Raw genomic sequence first — 22,320 nt, 5'->3', positions numbered from 1 at the left:
GACGAAGGAGCGCAGTGAGCGGCCATTCCAAGTGGGCGACGACGAAGCACAAGAAGGCGGTCATCGACCAGCGCCGTGCGAAGTCGTTCGCGAAGCTGATCAAGAACATCGAGGTCGCCGCCAAGATCGGCGGCGCCGACCTCAGCGGCAACCCGACCCTCGTCGACGCGGTGCAGAAGGCGAAGAAGACCTCCGTCCCGAACGACAACATCGACCGGGCGATCAAGCGCGGCGCGGGGCTCACGGGCGAGTCGATCGACTACGCGACGATCATGTACGAGGGCTACGGCCCCAACGGCGTCGCCCTCTACATCGAGTGCCTCACGGACAACAAGAACCGCGCCGCCGCGGAGGTCCGCACCGCGATGTCGCGCAACGGCGGCACGCTCGCCGACCCGGGCAGCGTCGCCTACAACTTCCACCGCAAGGGCGTCATCTCGATCACGAAGGCCGAGGGCGTCACCGAGGACGGCATCCTCGAGGCGGTCCTGGATGCCGGGGCCGAGGAGGTCAAGGACCAGGGCGGCGGCTTCGAGGTCGTGACCGATCCCTCGCAGCTCGTGGCCGCGCGCACGGCGCTCCAGGAGGCGGGCATCGACTACGACTCCGCCGAGGCCGAGTTCGTGCCGACCCTGCAGGTCGAGGTGGATGCGGACACGGCCCGCAAGGTCTTCCGGCTCATCGACGCCCTCGAGGACAGCGACGACGTGCAGAACGTCTTCTCGAACTTCGAGGTGCCGGACGAGGTGCAGGCGCAGCTCGACGCCGAGGACTGACATCCCCGCCGTCGCGAGGCGACGCGCCGCGCGGCTCGAACATGTGTACGAACCGTTCGGCTAGCCTTGCCGCATGCGCGTGCTCGGCATCGATCCCGGTCTCACCCGCTGCGGGTTCGGCCTCGTCGACGTCCGCCGCGACCGCCGCGCGAGCCTCGTCGCGGTCGGCGTGATCCGCACGGCGCCCGAGGCGCCCCTCGAGCGGCGACTCGCCGAGGTCTCGCGGGGGATCCGCGAGCTCATCGGCGAGCACGCCCCCGGAGCGATGGCCGTCGAGCGGGTGTTCGCCCAGCACAACCTCAGCACCGTGATGGGCACGGCGCAGGCGAGCGGCATCGCCCTCCTCGCGGCGGCCGAGCACGGCGTCCCGGTCGCGCTCCACACGCCGAGCGAGGTGAAGGCGGCCGTCACGGGCTCGGGGACCGCGGGGAAGCGGCAGGTCGCGACGATGGTCGCCCGCATCCTCGGCCTCGCCGAGCTGCCGCAGCCCGCCGACGCCTCGGACGCGCTCGCACTCGCCATATGCCACGCCTGGCGCGGCGGCGCATCGCCCGCGTCGGCGGGCGACGGACTCGGCGACGGCGCGGATGCGGCGGCCTCCCTCACGCCCGCCCAGCGCGCGTGGCGCGATGCGGAGCGCGGCTCGCGCGCCCGTAGGGTGGCGACGTGATCTCGAGCGTCCGCGGCACCGTCCTCTCCTCGCTCGGGTCCTCGGTGGTCGTGGAGGTCGGCGGGGTCGGGCTCCGGATCGCGGTCACGCCGCAGCACGCCCTCGGGCTCCGTCAGGGCGCCGAGGCGGTCCTGCACACGGCGCTCATCGTCCGCGAGGACGACCTCTCGCTCTTCGGCTTCGCGACCCCCGAGGAGCTCGCGGTCTTCGACCTCCTGCGCGGCGTCACGGGCGTCGGCCCGAAGTCGGCGCTCGGGGTCCTGGCCGAGCTCAGTCCGGAGGCCGTCGCGGCCGCCGTCGCGGGCGAGGACGACGCGGCGTTCCGCCGGGTCTCCGGCATCGGCCCGAAGACCGCCAAGCTCATCACCGTCTCGCTCGCCGGCAAGCTCGTCGTCAGCCGGTCCGCCGCGGCCGCGGGCGGCGCGGGCGCCGCACCGGTCGCCGACGAGGCCGTCGTCGAGGCGCTCATCGGGCTCGGCTGGGCGGAGAAGCCCGCGCGCGCGGCCGTCGGCGAGGTCGTCGAGCGCGCCGGGGACGCCGACCGGGTGAGCGTCCCCGCCCTCCTCCGACTCGCGCTCGCCGAGCTCGGCCCCGCCCCCCGGAGCGCGCGATGACGGGCATCGAGCCGGGGGAGCGCGAGGCGCCCGAGTCGGAGGCGGAGCTCGCCTTCGAGGGGGCGCTGCGGCCGCGGAGCCTGGCCGAGTTCGTCGGCCAGTCGAAGGTGCGCGGCCAGCTGCAGCTGCTCCTCCGCGCCGCGGCGATGCAGCAGCGCACGCCCGACCACATCCTGCTCGCCGGACCGCCCGGGCTCGGCAAGACGACGCTCGCGATGATCGTCGCCCACGAGAGCGGCCGGCCGCTGCGCATGTCGAGCGGCCCCGCCATCCAGCACGCCGGCGACCTCGCCGCCCTGCTCTCGAGCCTCGTGCCGGGGGAGGTCCTGTTCATCGACGAGATCCACCGCATGGCGCGGTCGGCCGAGGAGATGCTCTACCTCGCGATGGAGGACTTCCGGATCGACATCATGGTCGGGAAGGGCGCCGGCGCGACGAGCATCCCGCTCGACCTCGCGCCCTTCACCCTGGTCGGCGCGACGACCCGCTCGGGGCTGCTCCCCAACCCGCTCCGGGACCGCTTCGGCTTCACGGCGCACCTCGAGTTCTACGACGACGCCGAGCTCCACGAGGTCATCGCGCGCGCCGCGGTCAAGCTCGGCCTCGAGGTGCCGGACACCGCCCTCCGCGAGATCGCGGGGCGCAGCCGGGGCACCCCCCGCATCGCGAACCGGCTGCTGCGCCGGGTGCGCGACTACGCGCTCGTGCACGGCGGCGAGGCCGACCTCGCCTCGGTGCACGCCGCCCTCGAGCTCTACGACGTCGACGAGCTCGGCCTCGACCGGCTCGACCGCGCCGTGCTCGACGCGGTGCTCCGCCGCTTCGAGGGCGGTCCCGTCGGCCTCGGCACCCTCTCCGTCTCGGTGGGGGAGGAGGCCGACACGATCGAGAGCGTCGTCGAGCCCTTCCTCGTGCGGATCGGCCTGCTCACCCGCACCCCGCGCGGCCGGGTCGCGACGGCGGCCGCCTGGCGCCATCTCGGCGTCGAGCGCGCACCGAGCGGGGCGCTCTTCGACGATGACGTATGATTCAGCAGTGCCCTGAGGGTCGCGCAGTCCGCGCGCCCGGGGCGAGACCGCAGACCCCCGGAAGGCGTCGAGCTCCATGCCCATTGACCCGTTGACCATCGGCCTGTTCGCCGTCCTCGCGATCATGATCTTCTTCATGTTCCGCAACTCGAAGAAGCGGCAGCGCGAGGCGGAGGATCTGCGCACCCGCATGGTCCCGGGCGTCGAGGTCATGACGCAGCACGGCATCTACGGCACGCTGGTCTCGCTCGACGCGGAGACCAACGAGGCGATCGTCGAGACCACTCCCGGCACCCTGATCCGCCTCCACAGCCAGACGCTCGCGAAGGTCGTCGAGGAGGAGGCCCCCCTCGAGGACGAGGCGGACGACGCCCTCGGCGCCGACGCCGCGCTGGACGGGGACCCGGCGCTCCGCCGCGACGAGCCGGAGTTCGGCGAGCGGACCGACGACCCGACGCGCGCCCCCAAGAAGGACTCCGAGTAATCCGCCTGAGCCGGTGAGTCCGGCCCGGATCCCGGGCCGGCGGCGCCTCGCCTGCGATCCCGCGGGCCGGTCGAGAGAAAGCAGAACGACGTCGTGGCAACGAGAACGACCCCGGTCCGGAAGGCCTGGCGCGCACTGACCTGGCTCCTGGTCATCATCGTGGCCCTCACGGGTCTCCAGACCGCCGGCGTCCTGTTCTGGAAGTGGGACTGGACCCCCAAGCTCGCGCTCGACCTCGAGGGCGGCACCCAGATCATCCTCGCCCCGCAGCTGGAGTCCGGGCAGCAGGTCACGCAGGACCAGCTCACCCAGGCCGTCGCCATCATCCGCGATCGCGTGGACGCCGCGGGCGTCTCCGAGTCCGAGATCAGCACGCAGGGCAACGAGAACATCGTCGTCGCGATGCCCGGCACGATCGACGACGCGACGCGCGACCGCATCCAGGCCTCCGCCAAGCTCGAGTTCCGGCCCGTGCTCCTCGCGGACGTCCCCTCGGGCGACTCCATGGCGGATCCGAGCGCCTCGCCCTCGCCGAGCGGCGACGCCGAGGAGGCCGACCCCGCGCCGAGCGCGTCGCTCGAGTCGACGCCGTCCGTGAGCCCCACCGACGGCAGCGACACGAACTGGATCACGCCGGCGCTCCAGCAGCAGTTCGACGACTTCGACTGCGCCGACGTCGAGGACTCCGGCGCGAACGTCGCGCCCGCGGCCGAGCCGCTCGTCACCTGCGAGGCCGACGGCTCGGTCAAGTACCTCCTCGGGCCGACCGAGGTCGCCGGCTCCACGATCTCGGACGCCACGAACGGCATCCGCACGAACCAGCAGGGCGTCTCGACCGGGCAGTGGGCGGTCAACATCGTGTTCGACGACGAGGGCACGAAGCAGTTCGCGGACGTCACGACCCGTCTCAACGCGCTCGAGGGCGTGCGGAACCAGTTCGCGATCGTGCTCGACGGCGCCGTCATCTCGGCCCCCACGACGAACGCGGTCATCACGAACGGCAAGCCGGAGATCTCCGGCAACTTCACGCAGGAGTCGTCGAAGGTGCTCGCCGACCAGCTGAAGTTCGGCGCCCTGCCGATCGGCTTCCAGGTGCAGAGCGAGGACACGATCTCGGCGACGCTCGGCACGAGCCAGCTCCAGTCGGGCCTCATCGCCGGGCTCATCGGCATGATCCTGGTCATCATCTACTCGCTGTTCCAGTACCGGATGCTCGGCCTCGTGACGGTCGCCTCGCTCCTCGTGGCGGGCATCATCACCTACCTCGTCATCTCGATCCTGTCCTGGCGCGAGGGCTACCGCCTCTCGCTCGCGGGCGTCGCCGGCCTCATCGTCGCGATCGGGTTCACGGCGGACTCGTTCATCGTCTACTTCGAGCGGATCCGCGACGAGCTCCGCGACGGCCGCGGGCTCGTCGGCGCGGTCGAGGCGGGCTGGAAGCGCGCGCTGCGCACGATCTACGCGGCGAAGGGCGTCAACATGCTCTCCGCGATCGTGCTCTTCATCGTCGCGGTCGGCTCCGTCCGCGGCTTCGCGCTGACGCTCGGCATCACGGTCATCATCGACATCATCATCGTCGTGCTCTTCACGCACCCGGTGCTGCAGCTGCTCGCGACGACGCGCTTCTTCTCGAGCGGGCATCCGGCGTCCGGCCTCGATCCGAACGCGCTCGGCGCCGTCTACCGCGGCCGCGCGCAGTTCCGCACCTCGGTCGAGGAGCGCCGCCAGGGCGCCAGCCGCGAGGCGCAGCGCCGCCAGACGATCGCCGAGCGCAAGGCCGCGGGCACGAGCCCGCAGGGCGACGCCGACGATGCCGGCACCGGACGGAAGGACAGCTGATGGCCGGCGCATTCGCCAAGCTCGGCAACGACCTCTACACCGGCGCGCGCTCGGTGCCCTTCGTGGGCGCCCGCCGCATCTGGTACTCGATCGCGATCGCGCTCATGCTCCTCGCGGTCGCGACGCCCTTCATCCGCGGCGGCGGCGACTTCGGCGCCGGCTTCAACTTCGGCATCGAGTTCCGCGGCGGCTCGCAGTTCCAGGTGCTCGAGATCGACACGCAGGGCGCCGACTCGACCGAGCTCCAGGACCGCGCCGAGGAGGCCGTGCAGTCGGTCGTCCCGAACGCGGTCGTGCGCTCCTCGACGCTCGGCGACGACGCGGTCCGCGCGCAGACCGACCAGCTCGAGGAGGCGGAGCAGCGCGAGGTGCGCCAGGCCCTCGCCGACGAGTTCTCGGTCGACATCGACGACGTCTCGGCCTCGTTCATCGGCGCGACCTGGGGGGCCGACGTCACCGGCCAGGCGCTGTGGGGCCTCGCGATCTTCCTCGGCCTCGCCGCGATCGTCCTCGGGATCTACTTCCGCACCTGGAAGATGTCGCTCGCGGCGCTCATCGCGCTCGCACACGATCTCGTCATCACGGTCGGCGTCTACGCGGCGACCGGCTTCGAGATCACGCCGGCCGCGGTCATCGGCTTCCTCACGATCCTCGGCTTCTCGCTGTACGACACGGTCGTCGTGTTCGACAAGATCCGCGAGAACACGAGCGAGATGGGCTCGGAGTCGACGCGCACCTTCGGCGAGACGGTGAACTGGGCGGCGAACCAGACCCTCGTCCGCTCGATCAACACGGGCGTCGTGGCGGCGCTGCCGGTCGCGGCGATCCTCTTCATCGGCTCCTTCCTGCTCGGCGCCGACACGCTCCGCGACATCTCACTCGCGCTGCTCGTCGGGACGATCATCGGCACCTACTCGACGCCGTTCATCGCGGCGCCGCTCTACGCCGACCTCCGCCACGGCGAGGAGGAGATCAAGCGCGGCGACAAGCGCACGCTGGCGCTCCGCGAGAAGGCCGTCGCGGCCTGACGCCGCGTCCGGTGAGACCGCCCGCCCGCGCCTAGAATCCATGCAGGGAGGCGCCGCATGACCGAGACCCAGGCGAACGCGAGCAGCACCGCGACGCTGCGCACGATCCTGCCGCGCCTGTTCTCCAGGGCGCAGCCGACGGGCGCGGTCGACCGGCTCCTCCGGACCGTCCGCTCGCACCACCCGAAAGCGGACCTCGCGCTCATCGAGCGCGCCTACGCCGCGGCGGAGCGCGCGCACGACGGGCAGCAGCGCAAGAGCGGCGAGCCGTACATCACCCACCCGATCGCGGTCGCGCAGATCCTCGCGGATCTCGGCATCGGCGCGCGCACGATCGCGGCGGCCCTCCTCCACGACACCGTCGAGGACACCGAGTACACGCTCGACATGGTCCGCGCCGACTTCGGCGACGAGATCGCGATGCTCGTCGACGGGGTCACGAAGCTCGACAAGCTCAAGTACGGCGACAGCGCGCAGGCCGAGACGGTCCGCAAGATGGTCGTCGCGATGTCGAAGGACATCCGCGTCCTCATCATCAAGCTCGCCGACCGCCTCCACAACGCGCGCACCTGGGGCTTCGTGCCCGCCGCCTCCGCGAGCCGGAAGGCGCAGGAGACCCTCGAGATCTACGCGCCGCTCGCGCACCGGCTCGGCATCCAGGCGATCAAGTGGGAGCTCGAGGACCTCTCCTTCGCGGTGCTCTACCCGAAGCTCTACGTCGAGATCGAGAGCCTCGTGCGCGATCGCACGCCGCAGCGCGAGGAGTTCGTGCAGCAGGTGATCGAGGCCGTGCGCGACGACATGAAGACCTCGCGCATCAAGGGCCAGGTCGTCGGGCGCCCGAAGCAGTACTACTCGATCTACCAGAAGATGGTCGTCCGCGGTCGCGAGTTCGACGAGATCTACGACCTCGTCGGCCTCCGCGTGCTCGTCAACAACATCCGCGACTGCTACGCCGTGCTCGGCTCGATCCACGCGCGGTGGAACCCGATCCCGGGCCGCTTCAAGGACTACATCGCGACGCCGAAGTTCAACCTCTACCAGTCGCTGCACACGACCGTCATCGGGCCGAAGGGCCGGCCGGTCGAGATCCAGATCCGCACGCACGAGATGCACCAGCGCGCGGAGTTCGGCGTCGCGGCGCACTGGAAGTACAAGGAGCGCATGGCCTCCGGCGGCGTCGGGCCCGATCGCGGGCAGTCCGACACGGAGATGGCGTGGCTTGCGCACATCAGCGACTGGCAGGCCGAGACGGCCGACCCGGGCGAGTTCCTCGACAACCTCCGCTTCGAGATCGGGGCGAAGGAAGTCTACGTCTTCACGCCGCAGGGCAAGGTCATCGGCCTGCCCGCGAGCGCGACACCCGTCGACTTCGCCTACGCCGTCCACACCGAGGTCGGCCACCGCACGATGGGCGCGAAGGTCAACGGCCGGCTCGTCCCGCTCGAGAGCGCGCTCAACTCGGGCGACGTCGTCGAGGTCTTCACCTCGAAGAACCCCGACGCGGGCCCCAGCCAGGACTGGCTCGCCTTCGTCCGCAGCCCCCGCGCACGCAACAAGATCCGCGGCTGGTTCACGAAGGAGCGCCGTGAGGAGGCCGTCGAGCAGGGCAAGGACGCGATCGCCCGGGCGATGCGCAAGCAGAACCTGCCGCTCCAGCGCCTCCTCAGCCAGGATGCGCTGACCGAGGTCGCGACGCAGCTGAAGTACGAGGGCGTCGAGGCGCTCTACGCGGCGGTCGGCGAGGGGCACGTCTCGACGCAGTCGGTCATCGAGAAGGTCGTCGCGTTCATCCACCAGGAGGACGCGGAGGACACGGAGTTCTCCTTCACGCCGAAGCGCTCGAAGCCGCTGCGGACGAGCGACTCCGGCATCCTCGTGCGCGGTGCGCCCGACATCCTCGTGAAGCTCGCGAAGTGCTGCACGCCCGTCCCCGGCGACGAGATCGTCGGCTTCGTGACGCGCGGCGCCGGCGTCTCCGTCCACCGCGGCAGCTGCGTCAACGTGAAGTCGCTCCTCGAGGAGCCCGACCGCATGATCGACGTGGAGTGGGCCCCGACCTCGGCGAGCGTCTTCCTCGTGCAGATCCAGGTGGAGGCGCTCGACCGTTCGGGCCTCCTCTCGGATGTGACGCGGGTCCTCTCGGAGAATCACGTCAACATCCTCTCGGCGTCCGTGTCGACCTCGAACGACCGCCTCGCGATCAGCCGGTTCCTCTTCGAGATGGGTGACAAGGTCCACCTCGACCGCCTCCTCAACGCGGTCCGCCGCATCGACGCCGTCTACGACGTCTACCGCGTCAGCGCCTCCTGAGCCGCGATCTCGCGCAATCGGGAGGCGGCCCGGCGCCGATGCGGGCTGGGGAGCGAGTCGAGGATCTCGAGCACGCCCTCGGCGCCGCCCGCCGCATCGGCGAGCAGGAGCGCGATCGCGCGGCGGTCGACGTCGGCGAGCACCGCCCGGTCGCGGGCGAGGTCGATCGCGGTGAGCGCGCGACCCGTCACGCGGACGCCGTCGAGCTCGCGCACCTGCGCGGCCGGCAGGGTGCGCTCGCGCAGCCGGATCGCGCCGTCGAGCGGGCGCACGACCCGGCTCCGCAGCTCGACGCAGAGCTCGGGCGGCTCGGGCGGCGCGTCGCGTGCGCCCCAGATCCAGGCGGCCGTGCCGAGCTCGGCGACGAGGCGCGCATCCCGACGGGGGAGTGCGACGCCGGCCCGGAGCGCGGGCGAGTCGATCGCGTCCAACGGCACGTCGCCGAGCGCGAGCCGGGCGATCTCGCCGTCGAGGCGCATGGCGCTCCGCTCCGCCTCGGGGATGCCGTCGAGCAGCTGGGCGGGCGTGAATCGCATCGCATCATCCTGGCAGGAGGCCTCGGCGGCGCGGGCCGCCGAGGCGGCATCTGTGGAGAAGCGGTGCGGGATCAGCCGAGCGCGTCGAGCCAGACGCGGCGAGCCGCGAGCGCCTCCTCGGCGTCCTTGATCTTCCGCGTGTCGCCCGAGGCCCTCGCGGCCTCCAGCTCCGCCTCGAGCTTCGCGATGGCGCTCGTGAGCTGGCTCGCGAGGCCGGTCGAGCGGGCCTGCTTCTCCGGGTCGCTCTTCTCCCAGTGCTCCTGGTCGAGCCGGCGGACGTGGTCCTCGACCTTGCGCAGCCGGTCCTCGACGCCGCGGATCGCGTTCCGCGGGACCTTGCCGACGGCATCCCAGCGGCGCTGGATCCCGATGAGCTGGTCCTTGGCCTTCTGGCGGTCCTTCACGCCGAGCAGCTGCTCGGCCTCGACGAGGAGCGCCTCCTTCTCGACGAGATTCCCGCGGAACTCCTCGTCGTCGCGCGCGTCGACCTCGGCCTTCGCCTGGTAGAGCGCGTCGCCCGCGGCCTTGAACCGCGCCCAGAGCGCGTCGTCGACCTTCTTGCCGGCGCGGCCCGCGCGCTTCCAATCGTCGAGGAGGCGGCGGTAGTCGGGGATGCCGTCGGTGCCCTTGGGGATGAGGGCCTCGGCGCGCTCGGCGAGCGCCTGCTTGCGGGCGCGCGCCTCCTTGTGGGTGGCGTCGAGCTCGGCGAAGAAGGCCTTGCGGTGGCCGTCGAGGCTCGAGCGTGCGGCGCGGAACCGCTTCCAGAGCTCGTTGCCCTCGTGCTTGGGCAGACGCGGGCCGTCCTGCTGGTGGGCCTGCCAGCGTGCGAACAGCGCATCGAGCGCGGCGGTCGTCTGCTTCCACTGGATCGAGCCCGGGTCCTGGGCGGCGAGGCGCTCGGCCTCGACGACGATGGCCTCGCGCTCGGCGACCGCGGCCTCGAGGGCCGCGCGGCTCTCGGCGCTCTGCTTCTCGGTCAGCTCGCCGAGCGAGCCGCTGAGCTTCTCGAGCCGCTCGCGGAGCGAGGCGAGGTCGCCGACGGCGTTCGCGCTCTCGACGGCCGAGCGCAGGTGGGCGGCGGCCTTCGCGACGTCCGCCGCGGGCGCGCCCTTGATGATCCGCTGCTCGAGGAGGTGGACCTGGCCCTCGAGCTCGACGTACTTGCGCTCGTAGTAGGCGAGCGCCTCCTCCGGGGTCGCGTCGGGGTACTGCCCGACCGCCCGCTCGGCGTCGCCGTCGCGGACGTAGACCGTCCCGTCATCGTCGACACGGCCCCACGGGGTCTTGTCGTCTGTCGCCACTGGATCCACCTCGAGCTCGTCGCACGCGGCGCTCCGCCGCGTCGGTCCAGCCTATTGCACGCGCGGCGCCGCGAGACGAACGGCTATTCGACGGCCGCCGCGGTGAGGGTCGTCTCGACGACGGGGGCGCCGTCGCTCGACTCGGCGCCGTCCTCGCCGGGCTGGATGCCGGCATCGGCGATCCCGGAGACGAGCGCGTCGAGGCCGCTCGTGACGGTGCCGAAGACCGTGTAGCCGCCGGCCTCGTCCGCGGGGAGGGTGGTGTCCTCGAAGACGATGAAGAACTGCCGGCCGTTGCCGTAGGCGTCGCCGCCCGTGCGGGCCATGGCGATCGTCCCGGCGGGGTAGACGCCGTCCTCGGGCGCGTTCTCGATGGGACCGAAGGCGAACCCGGGGTCGCTCGCGGTCGTGCCGTCGGTCGAGCCGCACTGGAGGAGGCCGGCGCTCTCGGAGCGGACCATGCGCGCGCAGGTCGTGCCGACGAGGAACTCGGTCTCGATCTCGTCGAGGAACACGGCCGTCGCCTGGGGCGCCGCCTGCCCGTCGAGCTCGATCCCGAGCTCGATGTCGTCGTTGAAGGCGAGCGTGCCCGTCCAGCTGCGGTCCTCGGCGATCGAGGGATCGGGCACCTCGCCGACGTTCTCGCCCGCGGGCGCGGACGGCGAGGCGGAGGGCTCGGGGGCCGGGGCGCCGGGGCCCGCCGTGAAGAACCCGACCTGCGCCGTCGTGGCGAGGCCGACGACCACGACGAGGGCGACCACGCCGATGACGCTGTCGCGCACGCGGCGACGGCGCTGCTGCGCGTGGATCTCCTGTCGCGCGCTGTAGGCGCGGTAGCGGTCGCGCGCGAGGCGCGCCTCGCGGTCCTGTCTCCTCGATGCCACGGTGCTCCGGATCGGGTCGGGGCGCGACGAGTGCGCCGGATCAGCTGCCGGGGTGAACTCTAGCCAGCGCGCCCGGGCCGCGGCAAAGGCGTGTCGCCGGTGCGACCTACGATGGCAGGGTGAACGGCCAGCAGGGACTCCGCACGGGGTCGACGCCCCTCGCGGTGCGGATGCGCCCCACCTCGCTCGACGAGGTCGCGGGCCAGCGTCACCTGCTGCGCCCGGGCTCGCCGCTCGTGAACCTCGCGGCCGACCGCACGGGGGAGTCGGGCTCGGTGTCCGTCATCCTCTGGGGGCCGCCCGGCACGGGCAAGACGACGCTCGCGCAGGCGATCGCGCACTCCTCGGGCCGCCGCTTCGTCGAGCTCTCCGCGGTGACGGCGGGCGTCAAGGACGTCCGGCAGGTCATGGAGGAGGCGCAGACGCAGCGCGATCTCTACGGCACCGCGACCGTGCTCTTCCTGGACGAGATCCACCGCTTCACGAAGGCGCAGCAGGATGCGCTCCTGCCCGGCGTCGAGAACGGCTGGGTCATCCTCGTCGCCGCGACGACCGAGAACCCGTCCTTCTCGGTCGTGGCGCCGCTGCTCTCGCGCTCGCTCCTCCTCACCCTCGAGCAGCTCGGCGACGAGGACCTCGAGCTCCTGCTCGACCGCGCCGTCGCCGACCCGCGCGGGCTCCAGGGCGCCGTCGAGCTCGCGGAGGACGCGCGGGCGATGATCGTCCGGCTCGCCTCGGGCGACGCCCGTCGCGCCCTCACCGCGCTCGAGGCGAGCGCGATCGCGGCCGCCGCGGCCCACGACGAGGACGCCGCGGGCCCGCCCGTCGTCACGGCCGAGCTCGTCGCGGAGTCCGTCGACCGCGCGCTCCTGCGCTACGACCGCCAGGGCGACGAGCACTACGACGTCATCAGCGCCTTCATCAAGTCGGTGCGCGGCTCGGATGTCGACGCGGCCCTCCACTACCTCGCCCGCATGATCGAGGCGGGAGAGGACCCGCGCTTCATCGCACGGCGCATCATCATCTCGGCCTCGGAGGACATCGGGATGGCCGACCCGCAGGCGCTGCCGATCGCGGTCGCGGCGGCGCAGGCGGTCCAGCTCATCGGCATGCCGGAGGGCCGCATCCCCCTCGCGGAGGCGACGGTCTACCTCGCGACGGCGCCGAAGTCGAACGCCGCCTACGCCGCGATCGGCGAGGCGATCGGGGATGTCAAGGCCGGCCGCATGGGCCGGGTCCCCAAGCCGCTCCGCGACGCCCACTACCCGGGCGCGAAGCGCCTCGGCCACGGCACGGGCTATCGCTACGCGCACGACGCCCCCTTCGGCGTGGCCGAGCAGCAGCACCTCCCGGACGAGCTCCGCGGGCGCGAGTACTACCGCCCGAGCGGCAACGGGCTCGAGCGCGAGATCGGCCCGCGACTCGAGCGGCTCCGTGCGATCCTGCGCGGCGAGCCGATGCCGAAGCGGGAGGCCGCCGGCGGCCCCGACGCCGAGTCCGCCGAGGCGGGCGACGCGGACTGACCCGTCTGCTAGCATCTCCAGTGGCCTGAAACCGGTCTGCTCGCGTGCGGCTGCGTCGAGCGATCGGGGAAGGCGCCAGGATCTGTAGCCGATCCGGTGCCGCGGCCGACATCCCTCTCACCTGCACGGGAATCATCGTCGTGCGCTCCCGCGGGAGCGCGGTCGCCCGTGATCCGTTCGTCCAGACCAGCAGAAGGAAGCCAGACACCCGTGTCGACCACCTCGCGCACCCGCGCCAAGACCCGCCTCTCCCGCGCTCTCGGCGTCGCCCTCACCCCGAAGGCGGCCCGGATCATGGAGAAGCGCCCCTACGCCCCCGGCCAGCACGGCCGCACCAAGCGCCGCCAGGACAGCGACTACGCCGTCCGCCTCCGCGAGAAGCAGCGCCTGCGCGCCCAGTACGGCATCCGCGAGGCGCAGCTCAAGATCGTCTTCGCCGAGGCCCGCAAGTCGAAGGGCCTGACGGGTGAGAACCTCGTCGAGCTCCTCGAGATGCGCCTCGACGCGCTCGTGCTCCGCGCCGGCTTCGCCCGCACCACGGCGCAGGCCCGCCAGGCCGTCGTGCACCGCCACATCCTCGTCGACGGCAAGCTCGTCGACCGCCCCTCCTTCCGCGTGAAGCCGGGCCAGGTCATCCACGTCAAGGAGCGCTCCGAGTCGATGGAGCCCTTCCAGGTGGCGGCCGCCGGCGGCCACGCCGAGGTCCTCCCGCCCGTCCCGGGCTACCTCGAGGTCGAGCTCGACAAGCTGCAGGCGCGCCTCGTGCGCCGCCCGAAGCGCGCCGAGGTCCCCGTGACCGCCGAGGTCCAGCTCGTCGTCGAGTACTACGCGGCGCGCTGACGCACGTCGTCCACGACGGCCCCCGGCATCGCGCCGGGGGCCGTCGTCGTCTCCGCGGTGGCGAGGGCGGGCCGCGGCGACGGGGGGCGGCCTCGAGCCGCCCGACCCCGTAGTGTTGGAGCCTCGGGGCAACGGCCCCGGAACTCCTGAGGAGAGGGAAGCAGCATGTCGAGAGCGCTCTGGCTCATCGCCGGCGTCGTCGTCGGATTCGTCGCCGCCCACCAGGTCTCGCGCAGCCCCGAGGGGCGCGCATTCCTCGACGAGGTCGACCACAAGGCCCGGGAGTTCGGGGAGTCGGTCGTCGACGGCTACAAGGCTCGCGAGGCCGAGCTCCGCGCGGCGGTCGAGACCGCCGAGCAGAAGATCGCCGACCTCTCCAAGTAGCGCCGCGCGGCGCCGCGCCGCACCGCCCCCGCACCGACAGGAACCGCAGGACCCGTGCAGACCGCCGACATCCAGCGCCGCTGGCTCGCCTACTTCGGCGACCGCGGCCACACCGTCGTCCCCTCCGCCTCGCTCGTGAGCGACGACCCCTCGCTGCTGTTCACGGTGGCGGGGATGGTGCCGTTCATCCCGTACCTGACCGGCGTCGTGCCGGCTCCGTACGACCGCGCCACGAGCGTGCAGAAGTGCATCCGGACGAACGACATCGAGGAGGTCGGCAAGACCCCCCGTCACGGCACGTTCTTCCAGATGAACGGCAACTTCTCCTTCGGCGACTACTTCAAGGAGGGGGCGATCTCCTACGCGTGGGAGCTGCTCACCTCCTCGGAGGCGGACGGCGGCCTCGGCTTCCAGGAGAAGGACCTCTGGGTCACGGTCTACGAGGAGGACGAGGAGGCGCGCGCGCTCTGGAAGAAGATCGCCGGGCTCCCCGACGAGCGGATCCAGAACCTCGGCAAGGACTCGAACTACTGGTCGACCGGGCAGCCCGGCCCCGCGGGCCCCTGCTCGGAGATCTTCTTCGACCGCGGTCCCGCCTACGGTGCCGACGGCGGCCCCGCGACCGACGACGACCGCTACGTCGAGATCTGGAATCTCGTCTTCATGCAGTACGCGATCGAGAACGTCCGCTCGAAGATCGACTTCGACATCATCGGCGAGCTGCCGCGCAAGAACATCGACACCGGCATGGGCATGGAGCGCGTCGCCTTCCTCAAGCAGGGCGTCGACAACATGTACGAGATCGACCAGGTCCGCCCCGTGCTCGACCGCGCCGCGGAGCTCGCGGGGCGCCGCTACGGCGCCGACCACGAGGACGACGTGCGGATGCGCGTCATCGCCGATCACGTGCGCTCCTCGCTCATGCTCATGACGGACGGCGTCGCGCCGTCGAACGAGGGCCGCGGCTACATCCTGCGCCGCCTGCTGCGCCGCTCGATCCGCGCCATGCGCCTCCTCGGCGTCGACGCGCCGAGCTTCCACGAGCTCTTCACGGCGAGCCGGGACGCGATGGCGCCCGCCTACTCGGACGTGCTCGAGCAGTGGGACCGCACCTCGCGCCTCGCCCTCGCGGAGGAGGAGACCTTCCTGCGCACCCTCGCGAGCGGCACGACGATCCTCGACACGGCGGTGGCCAGGACGAAGTCCTCGGGCGCCGCCTCGCTCCCCGGTGCGACGGCCTTCCAGCTGCACGACACATTCGGGTTCCCGATCGACCTCACCCTCGAGATGGCGGAGGAGGCCGGGCTCTCGGTGGACCGCGTCGCCTTCGACGAGCTCATGACCGAGCAGCGCACGCGCGCGAAGGCCGACGCGAAGTCGAAGAAGGGCCGCATCGCGGATCTCGCCGCCTACTCGCCGTTCCGCGCACAGGGCGAGACCGTCTTCACCGGCTACGAGGAGCTCACGACGCCCTCCACGGTGCTCGGCATCCTCGTCGACGGCGTCTCGGCCCCCGTCATCTCGACGGGCGACATCGCGGAGGTCATCCTCGCGGAGACCTCGCTCTACCCGGAGTCCGGCGGGCAGTCGGCCGACGCGGGCAGCATCGTGGGCAACGGCTTCGACCTCGAGGTGCTCGACGTGCAGCGCCCGGTGAAGGGGCTCATCAGCCACACCGTGCAGGTCCGCTCCGGCGAGGTCGCGGCGGGGGATGCGGCGACCGCGGTCGTCGACCCGGTCGCCCGCCACGCGGCGGCGCAGGCGCACTCCGCGACGCACCTCGTCCACGCGGCCCTCCGCCAGACGCTCGGCCAGGACGCGCACCAGTCCGGCTCCTTCAACAAGGCCGGCTACATGCGCCTCGACTTCAGCTGGAGCCAGGCGCTCTCGCCCGACACCCGCAGCGAGATCGAGGAGGTCGCGAACGCGGCCGTGCGCGACAACCTCGAGGTCGTGACGCGCGTCATGCCGATCGACGAGGCCAAGGCGGCGGGCGCGATGGCGCTCTTCGGCGAGAAGTACGGCGACACGGTCCGCATGGTCGACATCGGCGGCCCCTGGTCGCGCGAGCTCTGCGCGGGCACGCACGTCGGCCGATCGGCCGAGGTCGGCGTCGTGAGCCTCGTCAGCGAGGCCTCCGTCGGATCGTCGAACCGCCGCGTCGAGGCGCTCGTGGGGCTCGACGCCTTCCGCGAGCTCGCGGCGGAGCGCGCCATCGTGCAGACGCTGACCTCCTCGCTCAAGACGCCGCGCGAGCAGCTGCCGCAGCGCATCGAGGAGCTCGTGCAGAGCCTCCGGGCGGCCGAGAAGAAGATCCAGGCCTTCGAGTCGAGCCAGCTGTCCGGGCGCGTCCCGGCGCTCGCCGGCACCGCGGGCCGCGCGGGCTCCGTCGTGCTGGTCGCGGAGGACCTCGGCGAGCTCGGCTCCGCCGACGACCTCCGCCGGCTCGCCCAGGGCGTGCGCGAACGGCTCGGCTCCGAGCCGTCCGTCGTCGCGCTCGCGGCGCGGATCGGCGAGAAGCCGGCCGTCGTCGTCGCGACGAGCGAGGCGGCGCGCGGGGTCGGCGCACGCGCGGGCGCGCTCGCGAAGCTCGCGGCCGGCGTGCTCGGCGGCGGCGGCGGCGGCAAGGACGACCTCGCGCAGGGCGGCGGCACGGACGCGGGCCGCATCGGCGACGCGCTGACGGCCATCCGCGCCGAGCTGGAAGGCTGATGCGGCCGGGAGTCCGGCTGGGGATCGACGTCGGCCGCGCCCGCGTCGGCGTCGCGAGCTGCGACCGCGACGGCCTCCTCGCGACCCCCGTCGAGACGGTCGCGCGCGGCGAGCACGAGCGGCGCATCCCCGAGCTCCTCGCCGAGTACGCGCCGATCGAGCTCGTCGTCGGGCTGCCGGTCTCCCTCCGCGGCGGCGACACGCCCTCGACCGAGGACGCGCGGGCCTTCGCCGAGTGGCTGGCCGGCCTCGGCATCCCCGTCCGCCTCGTCGACGAGCGGATGAGCACGAACGTCGCCCAGCGGGCGCTGCGGGCCTCGGGCCGCTCGGCGAAGCGCTCGCGCTCCGTCGTCGATCAGGTCGCCGCCGTTATCATCTTGCAGGATGCGCTCGACGCCGAACGGTCGTCGGGGCGCGAGCCCGGGATCCGGGTGGAATCGGGAGGACGGGCAGAGCGTGGCGACTGAGCCGAGCTGGGACGACATCTTCCAGGCGCAGCCGGAGGAGCCGCGGGCCCGCCGCTCCGAGGCGGGCCGGCCGGCCCCGGGGCCGGTGACGGGCGTCGCGGCGGCCGCCGCCGCCGCGAGCGCCTCGAGGCCGCTCCCGAGCCGCCGCGCGGCGCGCGAGGAGCAGGACGCCCGCGCGGCGACCCGCCCGCCGAAGCCGCCGCGGAAGCGCCGCTGGGGCTGGATCGTCGTGCTCGTCCTCGTCCTCGGCGCCCTCGGCGGCGCCGGGGTCGCCGCCTGGTCGCTGTTCGAGCCGCAGATCCGCGAGGTGCTCGGCATCCAGCTCCCGAACGACTACGAGGGATCGGGCAACGGCGAGGAGGTCGACGTCACGATCGTCGACGGCGACATCGGCGGCACGATCGCGCAGACCCTCGTCGACCTCGACGTCACGATGACCTACCAGGCCTTCTACGACCTCCTCCTCGAGAAGGAGGCCGCGGGCGAGGCCCCGAACTTCATCCCCGGCACGTACACCCTCCAGCGGGAGATGAGCGCCGAGTCCGCGCTCGCGGCGCTGCTCGACGAGTCGAACCGCAGGACCGCGACGGTGCAGATCCCCGAGGGCGTCGTGCTCGCGCGCGAGCTGGAGCTCATCAGCGCCGGCACCGGCCTCCCGCTCGAGGAGCTGCAGGCCGCGGCCGAGGACCCCGCCGACTACGGTGTCGACAACCCCGCCGGCACGCTCGAGGGCTACCTCTTCCCGGCGACCTGGACCTTCGACCCCGGGGTCACGCCCGAGCAGGTCATCCAGCAGCTCGTCGACCGCACCGTCCAGGAGCTCGACGAGGCCGGGGTGCCGGAGAAGGAGCGCCACCGCGTCCTCACGATCGCGTCGCTCGTGCAGCGCGAGGCGCGTCTGCCGGACGACTTCTACAAGGTCTCCCGCGTCATCCAGAATCGCCTGAAGGCGGACATGATGCTCCAGTTCGACTCGACCTCGCACTACGGGGCCGACTCGACCTCGGGCTCGGTCTTCACGACCGACGAGGAGCGCGCCGCGAAGAACGACTACAACACGTACCAGATGACGGGGCTGCCGATCGGCCCGATCGCGGCGCCCGGCGCGACCGCGATCGACGCGGCGATGAACCCGGTGGACGGCTCGTGGCTGTACTTCGTCGCGGTGAACCTGGAATCCGGCGAGACGGAGTTCACGAACACCATCGCGGAGCACGAGCAGGCCGTCGCGAAGCTGCACGCCTGGTGCCGGAGCAACCCCGACTACTGTGGCTGAGCGCCGCCTCGCGGTCCTCGGCTCGCCGATCGCGCACTCGCGGTCGCCGCAGCTCCATCTCGCCGCGTACCGCGTGCTCGGCCTCGACTGGTCGTACGAGCGGATCGAGGTCGCCTCGGGCGGGCTCGCCGCCTTCCTCGACGGCCTCGACGACCGCTGGCGCGGGCTCTCGCTCACGATGCCGCTCAAGCGCGAGGTCGTGCCGATGCTCGCGGAGCGCGAGGCGCTCGTCGAGACGGCGGGCGGCGCGAACACGGTCCTGCTGGACGGCGGCCGGCTCTCCGGCTTCAACACGGATGTCGACGGCCTCGTCGCCGCCTATGCGGAGCACGGCATCCGGCGGGTCGACCGCGCGCTCGTGCTCGGCGGCGGCGCGACGGCCGCATCCGTGCTCGTCGCCCTCCGGCGCCTCGACGCCGAGGAGGCCGTCATCGCGGTCCGGGAGCCCGCTCGCGCCGCGGAGCTCGCGTCGCTCGCCGAGGGGATCGGGCTCCGCCTCGAGCTCCGCCGGCTCGACGAGGCGCTGCCGCAGGATGTCGACGCCGTCGTGCGCTCGCTCCCGGGCGATGCGCGCGTCGATCCGGCGCGCCTGCTCGCGGCGCGGGATGCGGGCGCGAGCCTCCTCGACGTCGCCTACGAGCCGTGGCCGGGGGAGCTCGGGGAAGCCTGGCTCGCGGCGGGCCTCCCCGTGGTCCGCGGTCTCGAGATGCTCCTGCACCAGGCGCTCCTCCAGGTGAGGATCTTCGCCGGGGGCGCGCCCGGCGCCGCGCTCGAGCGGGAGGCCGAGGTGCTCGCGGCCATGCGCGACGCGGTCGGCCTGGGGTCGGCCGGCATGGGAGGATGATGCCCATGCTTCGCTGGTTGACCGCGGGTGAGTCCCATGGCCCCGAGCTCGTCGCGATCCTCGAGGGGCTGCCGGCGGGCGTCCCCGTCTCGCCCGAGCAGATCCAGGCCGACCTCCAGCGCCGCAAGCTCGGCTACGGGCGCGGCGCCCGCATGAAGTTCGAGCAGGACGAGCTCTCGATCTCGGGCGGCATCCGCTTCGGGGCGACCATGGGCTCGCCCGTGGCGCTGCGCATCGGCAACACCGAGTGGCCGCGCTGGGTCGACGTCATGAGCGCGACCCCGGTCGACCCCGAGACCCTGCCGAAGGGCCGCGGGGCGGCGCTCACGCGCCCCCGCCCCGGCCACGCCGACCTCGTCGGCATGCAGAAGTACGACTTCCCGGAGGCGCGCAACGTGCTCGAGCGGGCCTCCGCGCGCGAGACCGCGGCACGCGTGGCCCTCGGCGCCGTCGCGCGTGCCTTCCTCGGCGAGCTCGGCATCCGCCTCGTCGCGCACACGCTCTCGATCGAGACGGTGCGCGTGCCCGAGGGCTCGCCGCTGCCCGGCCCCGAGGACGTCGCGCGCCTCGACGGCGACCCGCTGCGCTGCTTCGACCAGGCGACGAGCGAGGCGATGGTCGCGCGCATCGACCGCGCGCACGACGAGGGCGACACGCTCGGCGGCGTCGTCGAGGTGCTCGCCTACGGGGTCCCGCCGGGGCTCGGCAGCTACACCCACTGGGACCGCCGGCTCGACGCGAGGCTCGCGGCCGCGCTCATGGGGATCCAGGCGATCAAGGGCGTCGAGGTCGGCGACGGCTTCGAGACGACCCGCCGCCCGGGCTCCCGCGCGCACGACGAGATCGTGCCGGGCGAGAGCCGGATCGAGCGGCTCAGCGACAGGGCGGGCGGCACCGAGGGCGGCATGTCGACCGGCACCGTGCTCCGCGTGCGCGCCGGCATGAAGCCCATCGCGACCGTGCCGCACGCGCTGCGCACCGTGGACGTCGCGACGGGCGAGGAGGCACAGGCCCACCACCAGCGCAGCGACGTCTGCGCGGTCCCCGCCGCGGGCGTCGTCGCGGAGGCGATGGTCGCGCTCGTGCTCGCGGAGGCGGTGCTCGACAAGTTCGGCGGCGACTCCGTCGGCGAGACGCGCCGCAACCTCGAGGGCTACCTCGCGGCGATCCCCGAGGCGCTCCGCACCGCGGGCGCCGAGGGATGACGCGGCAGGCCGAGCTCGTCCTCATCGGTCCCATGGGCTCCGGCAAGACGAAGCTGGGGCGCCGGCTCGGGCGGCTCCTCGACCTCCCCTTCGCCGACTCGGACAAGCTCGTCGTCGCGGGGCACGGGCCGATCGCCGACATCTTCGCGGAGCACGGCGAGTCCCGCTTCCGCGAGCTCGAGCGCGAGGCCGTGACGCGCGCGCTCGCCGGCGGCGGCGTCGTCTCCCTCGGGGGCGGGGCCGTGCTCGCGCCGGAGACGCGGGAGCTCCTCGCCGAGGAGCGCGTCGTGCTGCTCACCGTGACCCCCGAGGCGGTCGAGCCCCGCCTGGCGGGCGGCAAGCGACCCCTCGTGGCCGAGGGCGGCATCGCGGCGTGGATCCGCATCGCCGAGGCCCGGCGCCCGCTGTACGAGTCCCTCGCGGACACCGTCGTCGACACCTCGACGAGACCCTACGACCAGCTCGCGACGGAGATCGCCGACTGGGTGAGGAGCGCACCGTGACCGACCGCACCGCCATCCGCGTCGAGGGCGAGCCCGGCTACGACGTCGTCGTCGGCCGCGGGCTCGACGACGCGATCGCCGAGGCCCTCGGGCCGCGCGCCGCGAAGGTCCTCGTCGTGCACGCCCCGACGCTCGGCGCCCGCGCCGCCGCCCTCCGCGACGCGCTGCAGGGCCGCCTCGAGGTGCTCCTCGCGGAGGTCCCGGACGCCGAGGCCGCGAAGCGCGTCGAGGTCGCCGCCTTCTGCTGGCAGATCATGGGGCAGACGGACTTCACCCGCACCGACGCCGTCATCGGCCTCGGCGGCGGGGCGACCACCGATCTCGCGGGCTTCGTCGCCGCGACCTGGCTCCGGGGCGTGCGGCTCGTGCAGGTGCCGACGACCGTCCTCGGGATGGTGGATGCGGCCGTCGGCGGCAAGACCGGCATCAACACGGCGGAGGGCAAGAACCTCGTCGGCGCGTTCCACGCGCCCGCCGCCGTCGTCTGCGACCTCGACCACCTCGATGCGCTCCCGCGCAACGAGATCCTCGCGGGCTCCGCCGAGATCGTGAAGGCGGGCTTCATCGCGGAGCCGGAGATCCTCGACGTCATCGAAGCGGACCCGGAGCGCGCGATGGACCCGGCGACGCCGGAGTTCCGGCGCATCGTCGAGCTCGCGATCCGGGTCAAGGCGCGGGTCGTGGGGGAGGACTTCACCGAGCAGGGGCTCCGCGAGATCCTCAACTACGGGCACACCCTCGGGCATGCGATCGAGCACGCCGAGCGCTACCAGTGGCGTCACGGCGCGGCCGTCGCGATCGGGATGGTCTTCGCCGCGGAGCTCTCGCGGCTCACCCGCTCGCTGAGCGACGAGGCCGTCGACCGCCACCGCCGCATCCTCGACGCGCTGAGCCTGCCGACGACCTACCCGCTCGGCCGCTGGAAGACCCTCCTCGCGACCATGCAGCGTGACAAGAAGGCGCGCGCGGGGATGCTGCGCTTCATCGTGCTCGACGAGGTCGGCCGGCCGACCGTGCTCAACGGCGCCGACGAGTCGCTGCTCTTCGCCGCCTACCAGGAGATCGCCGACTGAGGCCGGGCGGCCGGATGCAC

Annotated in this window: 21 protein-coding genes; 18 read left to right on the top strand and 3 right to left on the bottom strand. The window is 72.8% G+C overall.

All coding sequences use genetic code 11. The features are described from left to right. The first annotated feature begins 14 nt into the window (after positions 1–14). The 8 genes from OF852_RS03600 (at position 15) to OF852_RS03565 (ending at position 8,752) form a co-directional block, all read left to right on the top strand. Positions 15–776 carry a YebC/PmpR family DNA-binding transcriptional regulator gene (locus tag OF852_RS03600; RefSeq protein WP_271120446.1) on the top strand — a complete coding sequence of 254 codons (762 nt, stop codon included), beginning with the start codon at positions 15–17 and terminating at the stop codon, positions 774–776. A 73-nt stretch (positions 777–849) separates the two neighbouring features. Beyond that, entirely contained in the window at positions 850–1,446 is a 597-nt protein-coding gene (gene ruvC / locus OF852_RS03595) for a crossover junction endodeoxyribonuclease RuvC (protein ID WP_271120445.1), read from the top strand. Then, a complete protein-coding gene (ruvA, locus tag OF852_RS03590; RefSeq protein WP_271120444.1) occupies positions 1,443–2,060 on the top strand; it encodes a Holliday junction branch migration protein RuvA in 618 nt (205 codons plus the stop codon). The genes ruvC and ruvA overlap by 4 nt, the downstream gene beginning before the upstream one ends. After that, positions 2,057–3,088, top strand: a complete 1,032-nt coding sequence (gene ruvB, locus OF852_RS03585; RefSeq protein WP_271120443.1) for a Holliday junction branch migration DNA helicase RuvB — start codon at positions 2,057–2,059, stop codon at positions 3,086–3,088. The genes ruvA and ruvB overlap by 4 nt, the downstream gene beginning before the upstream one ends. Before the next feature lie 76 nt (positions 3,089–3,164). Beyond that, positions 3,165–3,572 carry a preprotein translocase subunit YajC gene (locus OF852_RS03580; RefSeq protein WP_271120442.1) on the top strand — a complete coding sequence of 136 codons (408 nt, stop codon included), beginning with the start codon at positions 3,165–3,167 and terminating at the stop codon, positions 3,570–3,572. 93 nt (positions 3,573–3,665) lie between these two features. Next, complete coding sequence (gene secD, locus OF852_RS03575; RefSeq protein WP_271120441.1) at positions 3,666–5,411, top strand: protein translocase subunit SecD; 1,746 nt, start codon at positions 3,666–3,668, stop codon at positions 5,409–5,411. Continuing rightward, positions 5,411–6,439 carry a protein translocase subunit SecF gene (gene secF, locus OF852_RS03570; protein ID WP_271120440.1) on the top strand — a complete coding sequence of 343 codons (1,029 nt, stop codon included), beginning with the start codon at positions 5,411–5,413 and terminating at the stop codon, positions 6,437–6,439. Before secD ends, secF begins: the two co-directional genes overlap by 1 nt. A 57-nt stretch (positions 6,440–6,496) precedes the next feature. Continuing rightward, positions 6,497–8,752, top strand: coding sequence for a RelA/SpoT family protein (locus OF852_RS03565; protein ID WP_271120439.1), 2,256 nt, complete (start codon positions 6,497–6,499; stop codon positions 8,750–8,752). Here the strand turns inward: OF852_RS03565 and OF852_RS03560 are convergent. The 3 genes from OF852_RS03560 to OF852_RS03550 form a co-directional block, all read right to left on the bottom strand. After that, entirely contained in the window at positions 8,731–9,288 is a 558-nt protein-coding gene (locus OF852_RS03560) for a hypothetical protein (protein ID WP_271120438.1), read from the bottom strand. The genes OF852_RS03565 and OF852_RS03560 overlap by 22 nt on opposite strands. Positions 9,289–9,359: 71 nt before the next feature. Continuing rightward, positions 9,360–10,589, bottom strand: a complete 1,230-nt coding sequence (locus OF852_RS03555) for a DUF349 domain-containing protein (protein WP_271120437.1) — start codon at positions 10,587–10,589, stop codon at positions 9,360–9,362. Positions 10,590–10,672: 83 nt separating this feature from the next. Next, entirely contained in the window at positions 10,673–11,473 is an 801-nt protein-coding gene (locus tag OF852_RS03550) for a peptidylprolyl isomerase (RefSeq protein ID WP_271120436.1), read from the bottom strand. Positions 11,474–11,643: 170 nt separating this feature from the next. On the opposite strand from OF852_RS03550, the gene OF852_RS03545 reads away from it, so the two are divergent. From OF852_RS03545 to aroB, 10 genes are all read left to right on the top strand, one after another. Next, positions 11,644–12,996, top strand: coding sequence for a replication-associated recombination protein A (locus tag OF852_RS03545; RefSeq protein ID WP_271121104.1), 1,353 nt, complete (start codon positions 11,644–11,646; stop codon positions 12,994–12,996). Positions 12,997–13,206: 210 nt separating this feature from the next. Beyond that, a complete protein-coding gene (gene rpsD / locus OF852_RS03540) occupies positions 13,207–13,836 on the top strand; it encodes a 30S ribosomal protein S4 (RefSeq protein ID WP_271120435.1) in 630 nt (209 codons plus the stop codon). A 165-nt stretch (positions 13,837–14,001) separates the two neighbouring features. Beyond that, a complete protein-coding gene (locus tag OF852_RS03535) occupies positions 14,002–14,220 on the top strand; it encodes a hypothetical protein (protein WP_271120434.1) in 219 nt (72 codons plus the stop codon). 54 nt (positions 14,221–14,274) lie between these two features. After that, a complete protein-coding gene (alaS, locus tag OF852_RS03530; RefSeq protein ID WP_271120433.1) occupies positions 14,275–16,932 on the top strand; it encodes an alanine--tRNA ligase in 2,658 nt (885 codons plus the stop codon). After that, complete coding sequence (gene ruvX, locus OF852_RS03525; protein WP_271120432.1) at positions 16,932–17,399, top strand: Holliday junction resolvase RuvX; 468 nt, start codon at positions 16,932–16,934, stop codon at positions 17,397–17,399. The genes alaS and ruvX overlap by 1 nt, the downstream gene beginning before the upstream one ends. Further along, a complete protein-coding gene (mltG, locus tag OF852_RS03520) occupies positions 17,389–18,675 on the top strand; it encodes an endolytic transglycosylase MltG (RefSeq protein ID WP_271120431.1) in 1,287 nt (428 codons plus the stop codon). Before ruvX ends, mltG begins: the two co-directional genes overlap by 11 nt. Further along, the gene (locus OF852_RS03515; protein WP_271120430.1) at positions 18,668–19,519 is read left to right on the top strand and encodes a shikimate dehydrogenase; all 852 of its coding nucleotides are present in this window, start codon (positions 18,668–18,670) and stop codon (positions 19,517–19,519) included. The genes mltG and OF852_RS03515 overlap by 8 nt, the downstream gene beginning before the upstream one ends. Positions 19,520–19,524: 5 nt before the next feature. Further along, entirely contained in the window at positions 19,525–20,724 is a 1,200-nt protein-coding gene (gene aroC, locus OF852_RS03510; RefSeq protein WP_271120429.1) for a chorismate synthase, read from the top strand. Beyond that, positions 20,721–21,227, top strand: coding sequence for a shikimate kinase (locus OF852_RS03505; protein ID WP_271120428.1), 507 nt, complete (start codon positions 20,721–20,723; stop codon positions 21,225–21,227). The genes aroC and OF852_RS03505 overlap by 4 nt, the downstream gene beginning before the upstream one ends. Continuing rightward, positions 21,224–22,300 (top strand): 3-dehydroquinate synthase, encoded by a 1,077-nt coding sequence (aroB, locus tag OF852_RS03500; RefSeq protein WP_271120427.1) that lies wholly within the window; start codon positions 21,224–21,226, stop codon positions 22,298–22,300. Before OF852_RS03505 ends, aroB begins: the two co-directional genes overlap by 4 nt. The last annotated feature ends 20 nt before the right edge of the window (positions 22,301–22,320 follow it).

The sequence above is a fragment of the Homoserinibacter sp. YIM 151385 genome, from assembly GCF_027912415.1.
In the GTDB taxonomy this organism is placed as follows: Bacteria; Actinomycetota; Actinomycetes; order Actinomycetales; family Microbacteriaceae; genus Schumannella.
Note: the sequence above shows the minus strand (reverse complement) of the source record. Positions and strands in the feature narration are given on the sequence as shown.

What these genes read in the sequence shown, in the direction of transcription:
- ruvC (WP_271120445.1), top strand. Translation starts at nt 850, where the DNA reads ATGCGCGTGCTCGGCATCGATCCCGGTCTCACCCGCTGCGGGTTCGGC.
- ruvB (WP_271120443.1), top strand. Translation starts at nt 2,057, where the DNA reads ATGACGGGCATCGAGCCGGGGGAGCGCGAGGCGCCCGAGTCGGAGGCG.
- OF852_RS03580 (WP_271120442.1), top strand. Translation starts at nt 3,165, where the DNA reads ATGCCCATTGACCCGTTGACCATCGGCCTGTTCGCCGTCCTCGCGATC.
- secF (WP_271120440.1), top strand. Translation starts at nt 5,411, where the DNA reads ATGGCCGGCGCATTCGCCAAGCTCGGCAACGACCTCTACACCGGCGCG.
- OF852_RS03565 (WP_271120439.1), top strand. Translation starts at nt 6,497, where the DNA reads ATGACCGAGACCCAGGCGAACGCGAGCAGCACCGCGACGCTGCGCACG.
- OF852_RS03560 (WP_271120438.1), bottom strand. Translation starts at nt 9,288, where the DNA reads ATGCGATTCACGCCCGCCCAGCTGCTCGACGGCATCCCCGAGGCGGAG.
- OF852_RS03545 (WP_271121104.1), top strand. Translation starts at nt 11,644, where the DNA reads ATGCGCCCCACCTCGCTCGACGAGGTCGCGGGCCAGCGTCACCTGCTG.
- OF852_RS03535 (WP_271120434.1), top strand. Translation starts at nt 14,002, where the DNA reads ATGTCGAGAGCGCTCTGGCTCATCGCCGGCGTCGTCGTCGGATTCGTC.
- ruvX (WP_271120432.1), top strand. Translation starts at nt 16,932, where the DNA reads ATGCGGCCGGGAGTCCGGCTGGGGATCGACGTCGGCCGCGCCCGCGTC.
- aroC (WP_271120429.1), top strand. Translation starts at nt 19,525, where the DNA reads ATGCTTCGCTGGTTGACCGCGGGTGAGTCCCATGGCCCCGAGCTCGTC.
- OF852_RS03505 (WP_271120428.1), top strand. Translation starts at nt 20,721, where the DNA reads ATGACGCGGCAGGCCGAGCTCGTCCTCATCGGTCCCATGGGCTCCGGC.